This is a genomic window from Caulobacter sp. FG121, assembly GCF_057809815.1.
Window position 1 is genome coordinate 96,028 of sequence record NZ_JBMDKR010000005.1, and the last position, 17,986, is coordinate 114,013.

Annotated in this window: 17 protein-coding genes; 7 read left to right on the plus strand and 10 right to left on the minus strand. The window is 67.8% G+C overall.

Annotated features, from left to right (window positions below):
- Positions 1-54 precede the first annotated feature (54 nt).
- From rimM to ffh, 3 genes are all read right to left on the minus strand, one after another.
- Positions 55-576, minus strand: a complete 522-nt coding sequence (gene rimM / locus ACODSL_RS13765; RefSeq protein WP_488901264.1) for a ribosome maturation factor RimM — start codon at positions 574-576, stop codon at positions 55-57.
- A 142-nt stretch (positions 577-718) separates the two neighbouring features.
- Positions 719-1,282 carry a 30S ribosomal protein S16 gene (gene rpsP / locus ACODSL_RS13770; RefSeq protein WP_488901265.1) on the minus strand — a complete coding sequence of 188 codons (564 nt, stop codon included), beginning with the start codon at positions 1,280-1,282 and terminating at the stop codon, positions 719-721.
- A gap of 24 nt (positions 1,283-1,306) precedes the next feature.
- Entirely contained in the window at positions 1,307-2,827 is a 1,521-nt protein-coding gene (gene ffh / locus ACODSL_RS13775; RefSeq protein ID WP_488901266.1) for a signal recognition particle protein, read from the minus strand.
- A gap of 275 nt (positions 2,828-3,102) precedes the next feature.
- Between ffh and ACODSL_RS13780 the strand changes: the two genes are divergently transcribed.
- A complete protein-coding gene (locus ACODSL_RS13780; RefSeq protein ID WP_488901267.1) occupies positions 3,103-3,687 on the plus strand; it encodes a hypothetical protein in 585 nt (194 codons plus the stop codon).
- Between the two features lie 106 nt (positions 3,688-3,793).
- Here ACODSL_RS13780 and ACODSL_RS13785 read toward each other — a convergent pair whose 3' ends face one another.
- Positions 3,794-5,911: a M3 family metallopeptidase gene (locus ACODSL_RS13785; protein WP_488901268.1), complete on the minus strand. Its 2,118-nt coding sequence runs from the start codon at positions 5,909-5,911 to the stop codon at positions 3,794-3,796.
- 121 nt (positions 5,912-6,032) lie between these two features.
- Here ACODSL_RS13785 and ACODSL_RS13790 point away from each other — a divergent pair, with 121 nt between their 5' ends.
- On the plus strand, positions 6,033-6,884 hold the full coding sequence (locus tag ACODSL_RS13790; RefSeq protein ID WP_488901269.1) for a glutamate racemase: 852 nt from the start codon (positions 6,033-6,035) through the stop codon (positions 6,882-6,884).
- A 67-nt stretch (positions 6,885-6,951) separates the two neighbouring features.
- Positions 6,952-7,488 (plus strand): SRPBCC family protein, encoded by a 537-nt coding sequence (locus ACODSL_RS13795; protein ID WP_488901270.1) that lies wholly within the window; start codon positions 6,952-6,954, stop codon positions 7,486-7,488.
- 124 nt (positions 7,489-7,612) lie between these two features.
- On the opposite strand, the gene ahpD is transcribed toward ACODSL_RS13795, so the two are convergent.
- Both ahpD and ACODSL_RS13805 read right to left on the minus strand, forming a co-directional pair.
- Positions 7,613-8,149, minus strand: a complete 537-nt coding sequence (ahpD, locus tag ACODSL_RS13800; RefSeq protein WP_488901271.1) for an alkylhydroperoxidase, AhpD family — start codon at positions 8,147-8,149, stop codon at positions 7,613-7,615.
- 123 nt (positions 8,150-8,272) lie between these two features.
- Complete coding sequence (locus ACODSL_RS13805; protein ID WP_488901272.1) at positions 8,273-8,833, minus strand: peroxiredoxin; 561 nt, start codon at positions 8,831-8,833, stop codon at positions 8,273-8,275.
- A gap of 145 nt (positions 8,834-8,978) precedes the next feature.
- Here ACODSL_RS13805 and ACODSL_RS13810 point away from each other — a divergent pair, with 145 nt between their 5' ends.
- Complete coding sequence (locus tag ACODSL_RS13810; RefSeq protein WP_488901273.1) at positions 8,979-9,872, plus strand: hydrogen peroxide-inducible genes activator; 894 nt, start codon at positions 8,979-8,981, stop codon at positions 9,870-9,872.
- A gap of 2 nt (positions 9,873-9,874) precedes the next feature.
- Here ACODSL_RS13810 and ACODSL_RS13815 read toward each other — a convergent pair whose 3' ends face one another.
- Positions 9,875-10,903, minus strand: coding sequence for an SDR family oxidoreductase (locus ACODSL_RS13815; protein WP_488901274.1), 1,029 nt, complete (start codon positions 10,901-10,903; stop codon positions 9,875-9,877).
- 50 nt (positions 10,904-10,953) lie between these two features.
- On the opposite strand from ACODSL_RS13815, the gene ACODSL_RS13820 reads away from it, so the two are divergent.
- Both ACODSL_RS13820 and ACODSL_RS13825 read left to right on the plus strand, forming a co-directional pair.
- Entirely contained in the window at positions 10,954-11,538 is a 585-nt protein-coding gene (locus ACODSL_RS13820; protein ID WP_488901275.1) for a TetR/AcrR family transcriptional regulator, read from the plus strand.
- A gap of 89 nt (positions 11,539-11,627) precedes the next feature.
- Complete coding sequence (locus ACODSL_RS13825; protein WP_488901276.1) at positions 11,628-12,185, plus strand: PadR family transcriptional regulator; 558 nt, start codon at positions 11,628-11,630, stop codon at positions 12,183-12,185.
- 145 nt (positions 12,186-12,330) lie between these two features.
- On the opposite strand, the gene ACODSL_RS13830 is transcribed toward ACODSL_RS13825, so the two are convergent.
- Entirely contained in the window at positions 12,331-14,427 is a 2,097-nt protein-coding gene (locus ACODSL_RS13830; protein ID WP_488901277.1) for a prolyl oligopeptidase family serine peptidase, read from the minus strand.
- Positions 14,428-14,429: 2 nt separating this feature from the next.
- The gene (locus tag ACODSL_RS13835) at positions 14,430-16,559 is read right to left on the minus strand and encodes a prolyl oligopeptidase family serine peptidase (RefSeq protein ID WP_488901278.1); all 2,130 of its coding nucleotides are present in this window, start codon (positions 16,557-16,559) and stop codon (positions 14,430-14,432) included.
- Positions 16,560-16,695: 136 nt separating this feature from the next.
- Between ACODSL_RS13835 and dapF the strand changes: the two genes are divergently transcribed.
- On the plus strand, positions 16,696-17,526 hold the full coding sequence (gene dapF, locus ACODSL_RS13840; RefSeq protein ID WP_488901279.1) for a diaminopimelate epimerase: 831 nt from the start codon (positions 16,696-16,698) through the stop codon (positions 17,524-17,526).
- Here the strand turns inward: dapF and ACODSL_RS13845 are convergent.
- Positions 17,523-17,903: a VOC family protein gene (locus ACODSL_RS13845; protein ID WP_488901280.1), complete on the minus strand. Its 381-nt coding sequence runs from the start codon at positions 17,901-17,903 to the stop codon at positions 17,523-17,525. The genes dapF and ACODSL_RS13845 overlap by 4 nt on opposite strands.
- Between the last annotated feature and the right edge of the window lie 83 nt (positions 17,904-17,986).

Here is a 17,986-nt window from a genome sequence, read left to right on the forward strand (position 1 = left end):
CTGGGCTTCATGTTGGAGAGGGACGGGGGCATGTACCGAAGGTAGGTGTCCCCGCTACTCTTCCTCGGCCACGACCTCGGTGGGCCGCACGACCATTACCCGGCCCCCGGCGATGTCCACCGTCGGCACGGTGTCGCGGGTGAAGGCGAGGTACCAGGTCGGGCCGCCCTCGGCGGGGGTGATCTCGAGGATGTCGCCGGCGCCGAAGTCCTGCACAGACTTGATCAGACCCAGGGTCTCTCCCTCGGGCGTGAGCACGGTCAGACCGATCAGGTCCGCCAGATAGAATTCGTCTTCATCGGGCGCGGGCAGGGCCTCGCGCGGGATGAACAGGACCAGGCCGCGCAGGGCGTCGGCCTGGTCCTTGGTCTCGACGCCGGCGCAGCGACAGATGAGGCTGCCCTTGGCGTCGCGGCCCGACAGGATGGTCAGGGCTGCCGAGCCGTCCTGGCGCCTGAGCTCGCGGAAGCGGGCCAGCGCCAGGGGCTCTTCGGTAAAAGCGGTGATCCGCACCTCGCCCCGGACGCCAAAGGCGCCCGCGACGCGGCCGACAGCGATCATGCGGTCAGTGCTCATGGTCGCCTTTCACCACCGTCGTCATCCTGGGCCTCGTGCCCGGGATCCCTCTCGACGCGTTCCGAACGCGTCAAGCTGAAGAGTCGCTGTTGCGGCTGAACAAGGGATCCTCGCCACAAGGGCGAGGATGACGAGGTTTGGGCTAGCCTTCGGCCGTTTCTTCAGCGGCGGCTTCATCGGCCGGAGCCTCTTCAGCGGCGGCTTCCGGAGCGGCTTCTTCAGCAGGAGCAGCTTCAGCGGCGGGGGCTTCTTCGGCAGCAGCTTCAGGCGCGGCTTCCTCGGCAGCGGCCTCGACCGGAGCTTCGACTTCAGGCTCGGGCTCGGGGGCCGGCGGGTTGGCGGCCAGCTCGGCGGCGGCGGCGGCGCGGTCGACTTCACGCTGGGCGCGCTCGGCGGCGCGTTCTTCGGACTTCTTGCCCGGCTTGCCCTTGTTCGGGTTGTTGCCGTGGGCCCACTGGCCGATGCCTTCGGCGGCGAGGAAGCGCGCGACGCGGTCGGTCGGCTGGGCGCCCTTGGCGATCCAGGCCTGGATCGACTCGAGCTTCAGCGTGACGCGCGGCGTCGGGCCGTCCTTCGGCAGCAGCGGGTTGTAGGTGCCGACCTTCTCGATGAAGCGGCCGTCGCGGGGCGAGTGGCTGTCGGCGACGACGATCGAGTAGTAGGGGCGCTTCTTGGCGCCGCCACGGGCGAGACGGATCTTCAGCATTATCGGTAGTCCTCTGGTCTGATCTTATTTCTTGAAGGGATTGAAGCCGGGGGGCAGGGCGGGGCCGCCGCCGAGTCCCGGAATGCCGGTTCCGGAGCCGCCGAGGCCGCCCTGGAGTTTCTCCAGCTGCTGACGCAGCTGTTCTGGATCGGGCTGGGCGGCCTTGCCGCCGCCCATGCTCTTGAGGTGGTCCATGCCGCCGCCACCCAGCATCTGGGCCATGCGCGCGAAGCCGGCGCCGCCGTTGCGGGTCATCATCTTCATGGCGTCGGCCATCTGGCGGTGCTGCTTGAGCAGGCGATTGACCTCGGCCACATCCACCCCGGCGCCGGCCGCGATGCGACGCTTGCGCGAGGCGGCCAGGATGTCGGGCTTCTTGCGCTCGGTCTTGGTCATCGAGCCGATGATCGCGCGCTGGCGCTTGATCATCCTGTCGTCCATGCCCGCTTCGGCGATCTGCTGCTTCATCTTGCCGACGCCGGGCAGCATGCCCATCACGCCCTGCAGGCCGCCCATCCGCTCCATCTGGGCCAGCTGGTCGGACATCATCTCCAGGTCGAACTGGCCCTTGGCCAGCTTGCGGGCCGTGGCCTCCGCCTTGGCCTGGTCCAGCTCGGTGGCGGCCTTCTCGACGAGGGCGATGATGTCGCCCTGGCCGAGGATGCGGCCGGCCACGCGACGGGCGTCGAACACGTCGAGCGCCTCGACCTTTTCGCCGGCGCCGAGGAACTTGATCGGCAGGCCGGTGACGGCCCGCATCGACAGGGCCGCGCCGCCGCGCCCGTCGCCGTCGGCGCGGGTCAGGATCAGGCCGGTCAGCGGCAGGCGGTCGTGGAAGGCCTTGGCCGTGCGCACGGCGTCCTGACCGGTCAGGCTGTCGGCGACCAGCAGGGTCTCGGTCGGCGAGGCGATCTGCGCGATCTGCGCCGCCTCGCTCATCATCTGTTCGTCCAGCGTCGTACGGCCGGCGGTGTCGAGGATGACCACGTCGTAGCCGCTGAGCTTCGCCACCTGCAGCGCGCGCTTGGCGATGTCGACGGCCGACTGGCCGGCCACGATCGGCAGGGTGTCGACGCCGATCTGGGTCCCCAGCGTCGCCAGCTGCTCCATGGCGGCCGGGCGGCGGGTGTCCAGCGAGGCCATCAGGACCTTCTGGCGGTCCATCTTCGTCAGGCGCAGGGCCAGCTTGGCCGAGGTGGTCGTCTTGCCCGAGCCCTGCAGACCAGCCATCAGGATGACCGACGGCGGGTTCAGCGCCAGCTGCAGGCCGGTCGGCTCCTCGCCGCCGAGCATCTCGACCAGACCGTCATAGACGATCTTGACCACCTGGTCGGCCGGGCGGATCGAGCGGATGACCGCCTCGCCCAGCGCGTCCTCGCGAGCCTTGCTGATGAAGTCCTTGACCACCGGCAGGGCGACGTCGGCCTCGAGCAGGGCGACGCGAACCTCGCGCAGCGCCTCGTCGATGTCCTTTTCGCCCAGCACCCCGCGACCGGAGAGCCGGTCGAAGACAGTGCCAAGTCGTTCTGTAAGGCCTTCGAACATCGTGTTCTGAACCGTCGTCCCAGGTCGTGAAGCCCAAACGCAATTCGCCCCCGTGGACGATCACGTCGACGGGGGGCCTCGCCGTCCTCGTCCCGACTTGCGTCTGTCAGGGGTCGTGACGGTAGAGGGCGCTGAACTGCATCTGCGCCGGAAGGCCGGCCTTATGGGCGGAAAAGGGTGGGAAATCAAGCCGCGCGAGTCCGGCTCGACGGCCCCGCGCCATGGGCATAGCCTCCCGCCCAGTACCGTTTTCAATCTCTGGGGGAGATCCGACTATGGGAAGACTGCTTATCGCCGGCCTGCTGGGCGGCATCGCCATGTTTATCTGGACATCGCTGGCCCACACCGCCCTGCCGTTGGGCCAGATGGGAGTTCAGGAAATTCCGAACGACGCGCCCGTCATCGCCACGCTTCAAGGTGCGCTGGGTGACAAGGACGGCCTCTATATCTTCCCGGGCTCGGGCAACGGGACCAAGTCCGAGGACGCGGCCGCCCGCAAGACGATGGAAGAGCGCACCGCCAAGGAAGCCTCGGGCCTGCTGGTCTACCACCCACCCGGCCGTGACACGGCGATGGGGCCCTACATCGGCAAGGAACTGGCGCTGGAGATTTTCCAGACTCTGGTCCTGGCCTGGCTGATCTCGATCCTGGCGGTGTCGAATTTCGGCGCGCGCGTCGCGGCGGCCGTGGCGGTCGGGGGGCTGGTCGCGGTCGCGACCAATGGCTCGAACCTGATCTGGTACGGTTACCCGCCGGCCTTCACCCACGCGGCGATCATCATCCAGCTGGTGGGCTACACGGTCGCCGGGGCGGTGATAGCGGCCATCCTCGGGATGAAGAGCAGAGCGACTTCGGGCTGAGTGCGTCCTTCGAGACGCGGCTTTCGCCGCTCCTCAGGATGACGAACGCCAGGGCCCGTCATGGTGAGGAGCGCCCCCGACCGGGGGCGCGTCTCGAACCACGCAATCAGGCGACCGGGAAGCCCCGGTCGCGCATCAGGGCGCTGGTGTCGACGTCCCGGCCGCGGAAGCGGCGGAAGGCCTCGCCCGCGTCGATGGTGTTGCCCACGCTCATGATGCTGTCGTGCAGCCGCTTGGCGGTCGCCTTGTCGTAGAAGCCACCCGGCGCCTCGGCGAACGCCTCGGCCGCGTCGGCGGTCAGGGTGTCGGCCCAGATGTAGTCGTAGTAGCCGGCCGAATAGCCGTCGCCCGAGAAGATGTGCCCGAAGTGCGGCATGCGGTGACGCATGATCATCTCCTTCGGCATGCCGATCTCGGCGAGCGTGGCCTTCTCGAAGGCGCGGGGCTCGATCGGCGTGCTGCCGGCGAGGTGGGCCTTCATGTCGACCAGGGCGCTGGCCAGATACTCGACGGTGCCGAAGCCCTGACCGAACTTGCTGGCGCGGTCGATCTTGGCCACCAGGGCGGCGGGGATCGGCTTGCCGGTCTTGTAGTGCAGCGCGAAACGGTTGAGCACTTCCTTGGTGGGCAGCCAGTGCTCGTTGAGCTGGCTGGGGAACTCGACGAAGTCGCGCGCCACGTTCGTGCCGGCGAGTGTCGGGTAATGCACCGCCGAGTTCAGGCCGTGCAGGGCGTGGCCGAACTCGTGGAACAGCGTCGAGGCGTCGTCCCAGCTGATCAGCACCGGCTCGCCGGGCTTGCCCTTGATGAAATTGCAGTTGTTGGAGACGATCGCCGTGACATTCCCGGCGAAATTCTCCTGCGTCCGGTACTCGTTCATCCAGGCACCCGACTGCTTGCCGGCGCGGGCGTAGGGGTCGAAGTACCACAGGCCGACCCGCTGGCCGCCGCGGGTCACTTCCCAGACGCGAACGTCGGGATGAACGACCGGCACGCCGCTGACCTGGGTGAACTTGAAGCCGTAGAGCTGGCCCGCGGCCCAGTGCATGGCCTCGCGCATCTTCTCCAGCTGCAGGTAGGGCTTCACCTCGTTCTGGTCGAGGTCGTACTCGGCAAGGCGGACCTTCTCGAGGTAATAGCGGTAGTCCCAGGCCTCGATGGTGATGCCCGCGCCCTCGGCGTCGGCCACCTTCTGCATCATCGCCACTTCCTCATGGACGCGGGCCACGGCCGGCTTCCAGACGCGCAGCATCAGGTCCATCGCCTTGTCAGGCGTGCCGGCCATCTGGTCGGCGGTGATCCAGTGAGCGTGGGTCTTGTAGCCGAGCAACCCGGCCTTCTCGGCGCGCAGCTTGAGGATCTCGGTCATCACCGCGTTGTTGTCGTGCGCGTCGCCGTTGTCGCCGCGCATCATCCACATCCGCCAGCCCTTCTCACGCAGGGCGCGGTTGCTGGAATAGGTGATGAAGGGCTCCATCGAGGAGCGCGTGTTGGTGATCACCCACTTGCCCTTGAGGCCCTTTTCCTCGGCCGCGCTGGCGGCGTTGGCCTTGATCGAGTCCGGCAGGCCGGCCAGGTCGCCCTCGCCCAGCACCAGCGTGTAGTTTTCCTCATCGGCCAGCTCGTTCTGGCTGAAGGTCGTGTAGAGGGTCGCCAGCCGCTGATTGATCGCGCCGAGACGGGTCTTGGCCGCTGGGCTCAGGGCCGCGCCCTGGCGGGCGAAGTTCTGGTAGTAGCGCCACACCAGCCGCTGCTGCTCGGCCGTCAGGCCGGCGGTCTCCCGGGTCGCGTAGACCGCCTTCACCCGGTTGAAGAGGGCCTGGTTCTGGGTCACCTCGTCGCCGTAGCCGGCCAGTTTCGGAGTCAGTTCCTGCTCGACCGCCTGCATCGGCTTGTCGCTCATGGTCGAGGTGTAGACGCCCATGATCACGGCGGTGCGGGTCAGCTCACGGCCGGCGTTCTCCATCGCCAGAATGGTGTTGGCGAAGTTCGGGGCCGCCGGGTTGGCCACGATCGCAGCGATTTCCTTGCGGTTGATGGCGATGGCCTCGTCGAGCGCCGGGGCGAAATCCGTGGTCTTGATGCGGTCGAAAGGCGGGACGCCGCCGTGCGGTCCGGCGAAGGGCGGCAACAACGGATTGCCCGTGGCGGCGAGCGCGCTGCCCGAGACAGAGCTCATCGCCGCGGCGGCCGCGGTGGTGGCGAGAAAGGTACGACGATGCACGGAGGGTTCTCCCGAAGTCCGGTTTGCGGGGACCCTATCCCCCTTTTTGCCCATCCGTCACATGAACGGGCTGTAATGCGCCGCATGGACGCCTCGCGGGCGGAGCGCTAAAGGCGATTCCATGTCCATTGGCGTCTTCGATTCCGGCGTGGGCGGCCTCACCGTCCACCGTGCGCTCGTCGAGCGGTTCCCCTCGGCCGACTTCGTCTATCTCGCCGACCAGGCCAACGCGCCCTACGGCGGGCGGCCCGGCGAGGAGATCGTCGACCTGACCCGGGCCGGCTGTATTCGCCTGTTCGACGAGGGCGCGAGCCTGGTCGTGCTGGCCTGCAACACGGCCTCGGCCATCGCCCTGCGCCGCCTGCAGCAGACCTGGCTGCCGGGCTATCGCCGCGAGACGGGTCGGGCGCTGAACGTGCTGGGCATCATCGTCCCGACCATCGAGGCGGCCACCGGTCTGCCCTGGGAACATGAGGCCGAGCGTCGCGGCGAGCAGGTGACCAAGGTCGACGTCCTGGGGGTCTTCTCGACCCCGGGGACGGCGAGCAGCCGGGTCTTCGAGATCGAGATCGACAAGCGCAAACAGGACCTGGCCGTCTTCTCGGAACCCTGTCCGAACCTTGCCCGCATGATCGAGGACAATGCCGACCATGCCGACCTGGCGACCGTGATCGCCGGCCACGTCGACGCCCTGCGGCGGCGCATCGGTCGTCATCCGGACCGGGCCGTGCTGGGCTGCACCCACTACGAGATCGTCGCCGACCTGTTCCGTGACGCCCTGCCGCCCGGCACGCCTCTGATCCATCAGCCCGGCGCGACCGCCGAGGCGCTCGGCCGCTACATGGAACGTCATCCGGAATACATCGCCGGCGGAACCGGCCTGCGCCGCTTCCTGACCACCGGCGCGCCGGGACCGCAGAATGGCCTGGTCGCGACCTTCTGGGGCGAGCCGCTGGCGTTCGAGGCGGCCTGACCGCGAGTTAACTTGAGAGACCGCCGTTCCGCCCGATAGGCTGATCGCCGACTTGGGGGACCATCTAATGAAATTCGCACTCGCTGGTGTCGCCGCCTTCGCGCTGTTTGCCGCCGCGCCGGCCCAGGCCGAGGTCAAACAGACCTGGGCCGCCGGCTTCCGGCTGGAGAACCGCGCGACCATCGCCGCCTCGCCGGACAAGGTCTGGGCCGCGCTCGGTCAGGTCGGCAAATGGTGGAACGGCGAGCACAGCTATTCCGGCGACAGCGCCAACATGACCATGCCGCTGACGCCGGGCGGCTGCTTCTGCGAGGTCCTGCCCAAGGGCGGCGGCGTCAAGCATGGCGAGGTCGTGATGGTCATGCCGGGCCAGACGCTTCGCGTCAGCGCGCCCCTCGGACCCTTGCAGGGCGAAGGTGTCTCGGCGGCCCTGACCTTCACGCTGAAGGCGACCGCCGACGGCAAGACCGAGGTGGTGGAGACCTTCAACGTCGGCGGCGCCCGGCCGGAGATCGTCGGCTACGCGGCCGGCATCGACGGCGTCGTCGGCGAACAGCTTGGCCGGCTCAAGGCCTATGTGGAGACGGGGAAGCCAGCTCCCTAGATCCTCCCCCACCGGGGGAGGGGCACCACGCGCAGCGTGGTGGAGGGGGTCCGCTCCGGTCCCGGGTGACCCCCTCAGACAGGCCTTTGGCCTGCCAGCTCCCCCAAGGGGGGAGCATCCCGGATCAGGCCGCCGCCGCCATCTCGCCCGCGATCACGCGGCTGGCCGCGTTGACCGCCGCCGCGATCCGCAGCGCCGCCTGAACGGCTGTGTTCGGAACGCCGTGCTTCTTCAGCTCGGCCTCGTGGGCGTCGAGGCACATGCCGCAGCCGTTGACCGCCGAGACGGCCGTCGACCAGAGCTCGAAGTCGACCTTGTCCACGCCCGGATTGGCCAGCAGGTTCATGCGCAGCCGCGCGGGCAGGGTCGCGTACTCCTTGTTCTTCATCAGGTGCAGCGACCGGTAGTAGACGTTGTTCATCGCCATGATGGCCGCGGCGCCCCTGGCGGCGTTCAGGGCCTCGTCGCCCAGCCCGGCGGCGCGGGCGGCGGCTTCGATGTTGCGCACGACGGCGGGCACGCCCACCGCATGGGCCGAGGCGACAAACGCGCCCCACTTCTGCTGGTCGGTCAGCAGGGTCTCGCCGGCCAGCGAGGACAGGTTCAGGCTGATATCCTTGGCGTAGGCGGGCAGCGCCTCACGCAGGGCGTCGAGGGACATGATGGTCTCGCAATGTCGGAGGAGGAAGGGCCGGGAGCCCCGCGCCAGCCGGAGGGACTGAACGCGCGCGGAGCTCCCGGTCGACGCGGCCCTGGGGGGCAGGGGCCGCGTGTGGGGGCTGGCCTAGGCGGCCAGGTCGAGGGTGTCGCCGCCGACCGCGCGGTTGCAGGGGCACAGCTCGTCGGTTTGCAGCGCGTCGAGCACCCGCAGGGTGTCGGCCGGCGCGCGGCCCACGTTCAGGTTGGTGACATAGACGTGCTGGATCGTGCCGTGCGGGTCGACGACGAAGGTCGCGCGCTGGGCCACGCCTTCCTCTTCATCGAGCACGCCCAGGGCGCGGGCGAACTTGCCGCTGTTGTCGGCGAAGCTCCAGATCGGCAGCTTGTGCAGATCGGGGTGCTCGCGGCGCCAGCCGAGCTTGCTGTGCTCGTTGTCGGTCGAGCCGCCCAGCACCACCGCGTCGCGGTCGGCGAATTCCTTGCCCAGGCGGGCGAACTCGGCGATCTCGGTCGGGCAGACGAAGGTGAAGTCCTTCGGGTAGAAGAAGATGACCTTCCACTTGCCGTCGAAGCTGGCGTTGGTGAGGGTTTCGAACGCGCTCTCGCCGTTCTCCTCGTGACGCATGAAGCCGGGCTTCACGCCGACGATCTTGAACTCGGGAAGCTTCTGACCAACGCCGTACATACTGTGTCTCTCCTGGATCGAATGGGACCGGACGCCGCGGGGAGGCGGGATGTCGTCCGGCTGTGAGGGAGAGATAGGCGCGGCCTCGCTATAGGGCCAATTGATTGTTCTTTCCGAGTCGATAGAGCGGAGCTATCTTGTCGTCATGCTCCCGACGATCCGACAGCTGCAGTATCTCAAGCTCCTCTCCGACCATGGCTCGTTCAGCCGGGCGGCCGAGGCGGCCCATGTCACCCAGCCGACCCTGTCGGCCGGCATCGCCGAACTGGAAAAGATTCTCGGCGCGCCGGTCGTCGACCGCGCCCGGTCAGGAGTCCTGTTCACCGCCGCCGGCGAGGAGGCCGTGCGCCGCGCGCGGGTGATCCTCGAACAGGCCGATGATCTGGTGCAGGCCGCCCAGGGCGCCGGCCAGCCCCTGACGGGCCGGTTCCGGCTCGGCGTCATTCCCACGGTCGCGCCCTTCCTGCTTCCGCGGGCGCTGCCGGTGCTGCGCGAGCAGTTCCCCAGGTTGCGGCTGTTCCTGCGCGAAGACCTGACCCACCGGCTGATCGCCGCCCTCAAGGCCGGCGCCCTGGACGCGGCCCTGATCGCGCTGCCCTATGACATGACCGGCCTCGCCTGGGCCCATGTCGAAGATGACGAACTGCTGGCCGCCGCACCGGACGGCCATCCGATCCTGAAACAGACCCGGGTCAATCCCGAGGACCTCGCGCCCCGCGACCTGATCCTGCTCGAGGACGGCCATTGCCTGCGCGACCATGCCCTGGCCGCCTGCGGGCTGGAGCCGCCCAAGTCGACCAACGAGGAGACCTTCGCCGCCACCTCCCTGCCGACGCTGGTGCAGATGGTCGGCTCGGGGCTGGGCGTCTCCTTCCTTCCCGCGATGGCGGTGAACGCCGGCCTGACCGAGCACGTCGGCGTCACCACCCGGCCGTTGCAGGCCGATCACCCCACCCGCGAGATCGTCGTCGCCTGGCGCGCGGGCAGCAGCCGGGCCAACGAAGGCCGGATGCTGGCGGAAGTGCTGCGCGGCGTGTGACGTTAAACCAGTCCGTGGCCGATCAGGCTGCGGGCCGTGTCCAGAATCATTGCCTCGTTGGATCTTGGCGACCAGCCCAGCTGCGAGATCGCCTTGGCGGATGACACCGGCCGGTGCTTGTCCAGTTCGAACAGTCGGTCGCGCACCAGCGGATCGAACATCGCCGCCATCCGGATAACCCAGTTGGGCACGGCGTTGGTCGGGACCTTCTTCGAGTCCTTCGGCAGGTTGTCCTTCAGGATCTTCGCGATGTCGCGCATCCACAGGAAGTCACCGGCGCCGAGGTAACGCTGGCCCGGCGCGGCGGCGCTGGTCATGGCGCGGACGTGCAGGTCGGCGATGTCCCGGACATCGACCAGCGGCCAGCCGAAGCGCGGCAGACCCGGAAGCTCTCCTTTCAGCAGCTTGCGCACGATCTCGATCGAGGCCGAGAAGTCGGAGCCCAGAACGGGTCCCAGCACCGCGCCCGGGCAGATGGTCGTCAGCTCGAGCTTGTCGCCCTCGGCCTTGTGCCATGCCCAGGCGGCGCGTTCGGCGATGGTCTTGGACCGCTCATAGGCCGAGGTATCCTTGCGGTTGGTCTCATCGGACCAGTCTTCCTCGGTGTAGGGCTTGTCGCGGCTGCCGTAGCCGTAGCAGACCGCCGCCGTCGAGGCGGTCATCACCACACGCTTTACGCCGGCGTCGCGGGCCGCCTTGAGCACGCGCAGCGCGCCGTCCCGGGCCGGTCGGACCAGCTCGTCGTCGTCCTTCGGATTGCTGGTCGGAAGCGGCGAAGCGACATGCAGGACGTAGTCGCATCCGGCGACGGCCTCCGGCCAGCCGGCGTCCGAATTTAGATCGGCGGCCGCGAAGGTCAGTCGTTCGTCGGGTCGGCAGATGGCCGTCAGGGCTTCCCGAACCCCCGCCTCGCGCGTCAGCGACCGAACGGTCGTCCGCACCCGCCAGCCCTCATTGAGAAGCTGTGCGATACAGAAGCCGGCGATATAGCCTGAGCCGCCTGTCACCAGCACGAGTCCACGATCCGCCATGGTTCATCTCCCTATCCAGCAGGTTCGCAATCTGACATATTGTGCATTAAATGTCTAATTTGTCAGACCTGAACCGGATCCGGGCGCTCGATGCCGCGCTCGTGGTCTTTGCGCGCTACGGCTACCAGCGCGCCAGCATGGCCGACATCGCCAGGGAGGCCGGGGTGTCCCGGCCTTCGCTCTATCTGTGGTTCGAGAACAAGCCGGCCCTGTTCAATGCGCTCGCCGACCACCTGAAGGTCGAGGCGCTGAACGGCGCCCAGGCCGCATGGTCGCCGGACGTCGACTTCGCCGCCAACCTCGAGGCCACCATCCTGGCCAAGGATCTGACCTTCTACACACTGCTCCACGCCTCGCCGCACGGGGCGGAACTCATGTCGGTCGACGCGGCCCTGACCGCCAGCATGGTCGCCGAGCTGGACGCCGGGTTTGCCGCGACGCTTGCGGCCCGCGCCTCCGAAGCGGCGGCGGCCGGCCAGATCGATCTGGCGGCGTTTGAAGACGCGGCGGACTTCGGCAGGACCCTGGCGCTGCTGGCCAGCGGCCTCAAGCATGAGGTCCGCAGCGAGGCCGCCTGGCGCGACAGCGTCAAGGCGCTCTGCAGAATGACCGCCCGCGCGGTTCTGCGCCGCTAGATCTTTTCAGATACAATTCGATATATCGGTATTGACTCCGCGCCGATCCGATATATCTAAGATTCCGATATATCTAGAAAGGATCAGATATGCATCGCCACTTTGGCTTTCACCACCACAAACACGAACGCTTCGGCCGTCACGGCTTCGGCGGACACCACGGGCGTCACATGGGTCGCGGCGGCCGCTTCGGCCGGTTCTTCGACCATGGGGACCTCAAGCTGGTCATCCTGCGGATGATCGCCGACCAGCCGCGCCACGGCTACGAACTGATCAAGGAAGTCGAGGAACGCGCCGGCGGGGCCTATTCGCCCAGCCCCGGCGTGGTCTACCCGACCCTGACCTGGCTTGAGGAAATGGGCTTCGTCACCGCCGCCGACGCGGCCGGCGGGCGCAAACTCTACACCATCACCCCGGAGGGCGAAGCGCACCTGCGGTCCAACGAGGGCCAGACGGCCGGCATCTTCCAGCGCATGGCCGAGGCCGCCGCGGCCAGCACCGCCTTCTCGCCGCAGATCCTGCGGGCGCGGGACAACCTGCGCAACGCGCTCAAGCTCAAGACCACGGGCGGCGCGCTGACCAAGCAACAGATCGAGTCGATCTGTGATGCACTGGACGCCGCCGCGGCGGCGGTGGACCGGGCCTAGAAATCCTCCCCATCGGGGGAGGTGGCCCTCCGAAGCCCGCAGGGCGAAGGAGGGACGGAGGGGGTCGCCCGAGGTCGGCGTCTGAGCGGACCCCCTCAGTCGGCTTCGCCGACAGCTCCCCCGAAGTGGGAGCATCTTGAAGACCTCAGTCCATCAGCCGCTGGCTGAGGTACGTGTACTCCAGCGCCACCCGCCTCGCCGTCTCGCCGAGGTTGGCGGCCGCCGAGTGCCCGCCGTCGATGTTCTCGTAATAGAGGAAGCTGTAGCCCAGCGCTTCCAGCCGCGCCCCGGCCTTGCGGGCGTGAGCCGGGTGCACCCGGTCATCCTTGGTCGAGGTCTCGATGAACACCTGCGGGTAGGGCTTGCCGGCCTTCAGGTTGCTGTAGGGGTCGTAGGCGGCGATCCAGGCGCGCTCGGCCGGGATCGCCGGGTCGCCATATTCGCCGACCCACGACGCGCCCGCGCCGATGTGGGTGTAGTTCAGCATGTCGAACAGCGGCACCTGGATGACCACGGCGTTGTACAGCTCGGGCCGCTGCGTCAGGGCCACGCCCATCAGCAGGCCGCCGTTTGACCCACCCACGATGCCCAGATGGCGTGGGCTGGTGATCTTGCGGGCGATCAGGTCTTCGGACACGGCGAAGAAGTCATCGTAGGCGCGCTGGCGGTTGGCCTTCAGCGCCGCCTCGTGCCAGGCCGGACCGAACTCGCCGCCGCCGCGGATGTTGGCCACGACATAGACGCCGCCGCGCTCAAGCCACAGCTTGCCGACCGTCGCCGAATAGCCGGGCCGCTGCGACACCTGGAAGCCGCCATAGGCGTACTGCAGGGTCGGGGCGGTTCCGTCGAACTTCAGGTCCTTTGGCCGCACCACGAAGTAGGGGACCTTGGTCCCGTCCTTCGACGTGGCCCAGAACTGTTCGACGACGTCCTTGCTGGCGTCGAACTTGGGCGGCAGGGACTTGAGCGTCTCCAGCTTGCCGGTGGCGGCGTCGGCCAGCCACAGGGTGCTCGGGGTCAGATAGCCCGCGACGCTGAAGAAGACCTTGTCGTCACGGTCCGAGGCCGAGCCGACCGCGATGGTCACATTGGCGGGCAGGTCGAGCGGCCGGCTGGTCCAGCCCTTGTCGCCCGGGGTGAAGACCAGCGCCTTGCCGGTAACGTTTTCCAGCAGGCCGACAACCAGCCGGTTGCGGGTGATGCCGACGTCCTCGATTGCCTGGGCCTTTGTCGGTCGCAGGATCAGCGTTGCGCGCGCCGCGTTCGGGTCAGCCTTGAAGGCCGCCAGATCGAACGCTGCCAGATCGCCCTGCTTCAGGCCCTGGGCGGCCCAGTCCTCCTCGACGGAGAACACCAGCTTGCCGCCGACCAGACCCTGGATCGAGCTCTTCAGCGGGAAGGGCAGCCGGACCGGCCCCTTGTCGGTCAGCAGATAGGTCTCGCTCTCGAAGAAGCTGACGCCCCGCGAGATCATCGTTGCCTGGGCCACGCCGTCGGCGTCGCGGAGAACGAACGCGGAGACGGCCACATCGTCAACCGTGCCGCGGAATACCTCGGTCGCCGAGGCCAGCGGCGTGCCGCGCTTCCAGGCCTTGAGCACATAGGGGTAGCTCGATTTGGTCATCGTGCCCTCGCCCCAGTCGCGGGCGATCAGCAGGGTGTCCTTGTCCAGCCAGGTGACGTTCTGCTTGCCGTCCGGCGAGGCAAAGCCGCCGTCGACGAAGGTCCTGGTCACGGTATCGAACTCGCGCAGCGTCACCGCGTCCTTGCCGCCGTCGGACAGCTGGACGAGGCAGTAGCGGTCGTCGGGCGCCAGGCAGGTCGAGCCCTTGTAGACCCAGTTCTTGCCCTCGGCCTTCGCCAGGGCGTCGAAGTCCAGCACCGTCTCCCAGACCGGCTCGTCCTTGCGGAAGCTGTCCAGCGAGGTGCGGCGCCAGATGCCCCGCACATGGGTTGCGTCCTGCCAGAAGTTGCCCAGCGTGCCGTCGCCGCTGAAACCGACGCCCGGGATGCGGTCCTTGGCGTTGACGATGTCCAGCGCCGCCTGGTGCAGACCGGCGTATCGCGCGTCGGACTCCAGCACCGGCAGGGACCGGGCGTTCTCGGCCCGGGCCCAGTCCAGCGCGCGGGTCCCCTCGATCTCCTCCATCCAGGTAAAGGGATCCTCGGGCGTGGGCGCGGGGGCGGCGGAAGCGGTAAAGGCGGCGGCGGTCATGGTCAGGGCCATCAGAAAGGTGCGCATACTCAGTCCATCAACTGGCGGGTGAGATAGGTGTAGTGCATCCCCCAGCGCCGGGCGTTGGCGGTGGGATCGGCCCCGTTGGCGTGACCGCCATCGGTGTTCTCGTAGTAGAGATAGGGGCTGCCCAGCTGCGCCAGCATGGCGGCGAACTTGCGGGCATGACCCGGATGGACGCGGTCATCCTTGGTCGAGCAAGTGATGTAGGCCAGCGGGTATTTCACCCCGGCCTTGAGGTTCTGGAACGGCGAGTATTTCGCAATCCAGGCCGCCTCCTCGGGAATGGTCGGGTCGCCGTATTCGCCGATCCAGGACGCGCCGGCCGGCAGCAGATGATAGCGCATCATGTCCAGAAGCGGGCTCTCCACGACCACCGCGTTCCACAGGTCCGGTCGCTGGGTCATGGCCACGCCCATCAGCAGGCCGCCGTTGGAGCGGCCATAGGCGCCCAGGCGCCGGGGTGAGGTCAGGCCACGCCTGATCAGATCCTCGGCGACCGCGAAGTAGTCGTCATAGGCGCGCTGGCGGTTGGCCTTCAGCGCCGCCTCGTGCCAGGCGGGACCGAACTCGCCGCCGCCGCGGATGTTGGCCACCACGTAGGTGCCGCCGCGCTCCAGCCACAGCTTGCCGACGATCGGGTCGTAGACCGGCAGCTTGCTGAGCTGGAAGCCGCCGTAGGCGTGCAACAGTGTCGGGTTGGAGCCGTCGTGCTTGTGACCCTTCTTCGTGACGATGAAGTAGGGGATCTTCGTCCCGTCCTTCGACGTCGCTTCATGTTGTTCGACCATCAACCCGGAGGCGTCGAACCGGGCGGGCAGGGCTTTCACCGTTTCGGCTGTCGCCGCGACGGCGTCGGCCAGCTTCAGCGACGTCGGGGTGGTGAAGCCATCGACCGAATAGAAGAGCTGGTCGCCCGAGTCGGATGTCGCCACCAGGGCGGCAGAGGCATTCTCGATGGTCGGCAGGGCGGCGCCCCGCCAGCCCCATTCGCCGCGATCGACGAACGTCATGACCGAGGCGCGGACGTTTTCATAGACGACGGCGATCACGCGATGGTCCGTTACGGCCACCTGATCGATCGACCGCCGCGGCCCGCTGGCCAGCAACAGGCAGGGGTCGCAGTCGTTGCCGAAAATCTCGTTCGCCTTGAGAGGCTTGAGAGCCGACGGAGTCGCCGACACCAGGGAGCCGGCCGTGAATGTCACCGGCTTGTCGTCGCCTTTCCAGCGAGGACGGGTCCAGTCCTCCTCGATGGAGAAGATCAGGTCGCCGTCGACAAGGCCGTAGAGGCGTGACCGTTGCGGCAGCGACAGCGGCGTCACGCCGTTGGCGTCAAGCTGCGAATACTGGGTGTGGAAGAAGTCCGTTCCCCGCTCCAGCAGAACGACCTGTCGACCGCTGCCGTCGCGCAGGACACGCGGGCTGGCGCTGACGTCCTTCCCATCGCCGCGGAACACCTCGACGGCCTGGTCCAGTGTCTGGCCGCGCTTCAACGTCTTGATGACGAAGCCATAGCCGGACTCGGTCGTCGTGCCCGGTCCCCAGTTCCGGGTCAGGATCAGGGTGTCGGGGTCAAGCCACGCGACCGTCTGCTTGCTCTCGGGCAGCCGGAATCCGCCCTCGACGAAGGCCTTCGATTTCAGGTCAAACTCGCGGATCTCGACGGCGTCCTTGCCGCCGTTGGAGAGTTCCACGAGGCAGCGGTCATGGGTCACCGGGCGGCAGTCGGCGCCCTTCCAGATCCAGTTGGCGTGTTCGTCGGTCGCCAGGGCGTCCAGATCGAGCACGGTCTCCCACTGCGGGTCAGCTGTCCGGTAGCTGGCCAGCGACGTCCGCCGCCAGATCCCGCGCACATGGCCGGCGTCCTGCCAGAAGTTGAACACCTGATCGCCGATGAAGGTCGGCATCGCGATGCGGTCCTTGGCGGACAGGATTTTCAGCGCGTCCGCCTGCAGCGGCGCGAACCGCGCATCTCCGGTCAGCACCGGCAGGGTCCTGGCGTTCTCGGCCTTCACCCAGTCCATCGATCGCGCGCTGTCGACCTGCTCAAGCCACTCGAACGGCGCTTCGGTCGCGGCCAGCACCGGGGCCGCCACCAGCACGGCGGCCGCCGCGAGAAAGGCTGAAAACTTCATCGGAGACCCCGCAGGCAAGACAGTGCGCGAGCATAGGTTGACGCCGGGGGCAGGCAACCCCCGCGCACATTACCGGTCTGTAAGAATGGAATTCAACGGTGCGGCAGCGGCGTTTGCCCCTTATATCTCCCCTGACATGTCCCGCCCCTTTCTCAAGATGAACGGCCTTGGCAACGACTTCGTCGTGGTCGAGGCGCGTGGGGAAGCCTTCCGGCCGACGCCGGACGAGGCGCGCGCCATCGCGGACCGGGTCAACGGCGTCGGCTGTGACCAGCTGATCGGCATCGAGCCGACCACCCGCGCGGATGCCTTCATGCGCATCTGGAACGCCGACGGCGGCGAGGTCGACGCCTGTGGCAACGCCACCCGCTGCGTGGCCTGGCTGCTGATGGAGGCGGCTGGCCGCGATGATGTCGTCATCGAGACCGGGGCCGGCCTTCTGGCCGCGACCCGCGCCTTGGGAGACAGGCGCGTCTCTGTCGACATGGGGCCGCCGGAACTCCGCTGGGATCACATCCCCCTGGCCGAGGAGATGGATACGAAGGGCATCGAGCTGCAGGTCGGCCCGATCGACGCGCCGCACCTGCACACGCCGGGCGCGGTCAACATGGGCAATCCGCACGTGGTCTTTTTCGTCGACGAGGAGCCGAGCGAGGCCCTGGTCAAGGGCTCGGGCAGCCTGATCGAGCACCACCCCATGTTTCCGGAAGGGGTCAACGTCGGCTTTGCCTACGTGAAGGCCCCGGACCGCATCCGTCTGCGGGTCTGGGAACGCGGGGCGGGCATGACCCTCGCCTGCGGCACCGGCGCCTGCGCCGCCCTCGTCGCCTGCGCCCGCCGCGGCCTGACCGGCCGCTCAGCCACCATCGAGATGGACGGCGGCGAACTGCACATCGACTGGCGCGAGTCCGACGGCCACGTGATCATGACCGGCCCGGTGACGCTGGAGTTCACGGGCCGGCTTTAGCCCTTCGCGAAGGTAAATCCGCACAGCTTGTTGCCGTCCGGATCGCGGAAATAGGCGAACCACGACCCGCCCATACGCTCGCCGGGAGGCCCCTCGCAGGCGCCGCCCAGCTCCAGAGCTTTCGCGTGAAACGAAGAGACCTCGTCGCGGGTGTCGAAGCTGAATCCGCCCATCATGCCGTTGCCGACGCTCGCGGCCCCGCCGTCATAAGGGCCCAGCACGCCGAACAGGCAGCCGTCCTTGCCGCGATAGAGCCGCCCTCCGCTCGGGTGCTCGAACACCCCCCTCATGCCGATGGAGCCAAGCAGGGCGTCATAAAAGCCCTTGGCGGTCTCAAGATCGTTGGATCCAACGGTGATGTAGCTGACGCTGGCCATGATGCTCTCCAGTCAGTTGCTTTTCAAAATGTACCAATAGCAGGGTCGAGCGGGTTGGGAAGCCATCAGTCTCAAGTAACCCG

What these genes read in the sequence shown, in the direction of transcription:
- rimM (WP_488901264.1), bottom strand. Translation starts at nt 576, where the DNA reads ATGAGCACTGACCGCATGATCGCTGTCGGCCGCGTCGCGGGCGCCTTT.
- rpsP (WP_488901265.1), bottom strand. Translation starts at nt 1,282, where the DNA reads ATGCTGAAGATCCGTCTCGCCCGTGGCGGCGCCAAGAAGCGCCCCTAC.
- ffh (WP_488901266.1), bottom strand. Translation starts at nt 2,827, where the DNA reads ATGTTCGAAGGCCTTACAGAACGACTTGGCACTGTCTTCGACCGGCTC.
- ACODSL_RS13780 (WP_488901267.1), top strand. Translation starts at nt 3,103, where the DNA reads ATGGGAAGACTGCTTATCGCCGGCCTGCTGGGCGGCATCGCCATGTTT.
- ACODSL_RS13790 (WP_488901269.1), top strand. Translation starts at nt 6,033, where the DNA reads ATGTCCATTGGCGTCTTCGATTCCGGCGTGGGCGGCCTCACCGTCCAC.
- ACODSL_RS13795 (WP_488901270.1), top strand. Translation starts at nt 6,952, where the DNA reads ATGAAATTCGCACTCGCTGGTGTCGCCGCCTTCGCGCTGTTTGCCGCC.
- ahpD (WP_488901271.1), bottom strand. Translation starts at nt 8,149, where the DNA reads ATGTCCCTCGACGCCCTGCGTGAGGCGCTGCCCGCCTACGCCAAGGAT.
- ACODSL_RS13805 (WP_488901272.1), bottom strand. Translation starts at nt 8,833, where the DNA reads ATGTACGGCGTTGGTCAGAAGCTTCCCGAGTTCAAGATCGTCGGCGTG.
- ACODSL_RS13810 (WP_488901273.1), top strand. Translation starts at nt 8,979, where the DNA reads ATGCTCCCGACGATCCGACAGCTGCAGTATCTCAAGCTCCTCTCCGAC.
- ACODSL_RS13815 (WP_488901274.1), bottom strand. Translation starts at nt 10,903, where the DNA reads ATGGCGGATCGTGGACTCGTGCTGGTGACAGGCGGCTCAGGCTATATC.
- ACODSL_RS13820 (WP_488901275.1), top strand. Translation starts at nt 10,954, where the DNA reads ATGTCTAATTTGTCAGACCTGAACCGGATCCGGGCGCTCGATGCCGCG.
- ACODSL_RS13825 (WP_488901276.1), top strand. Translation starts at nt 11,628, where the DNA reads ATGCATCGCCACTTTGGCTTTCACCACCACAAACACGAACGCTTCGGC.
- ACODSL_RS13830 (WP_488901277.1), bottom strand. Translation starts at nt 14,427, where the DNA reads ATGCGCACCTTTCTGATGGCCCTGACCATGACCGCCGCCGCCTTTACC.
- ACODSL_RS13835 (WP_488901278.1), bottom strand. Translation starts at nt 16,559, where the DNA reads ATGAAGTTTTCAGCCTTTCTCGCGGCGGCCGCCGTGCTGGTGGCGGCC.
- dapF (WP_488901279.1), top strand. Translation starts at nt 16,696, where the DNA reads ATGTCCCGCCCCTTTCTCAAGATGAACGGCCTTGGCAACGACTTCGTC.
- ACODSL_RS13845 (WP_488901280.1), bottom strand. Translation starts at nt 17,903, where the DNA reads ATGGCCAGCGTCAGCTACATCACCGTTGGATCCAACGATCTTGAGACC.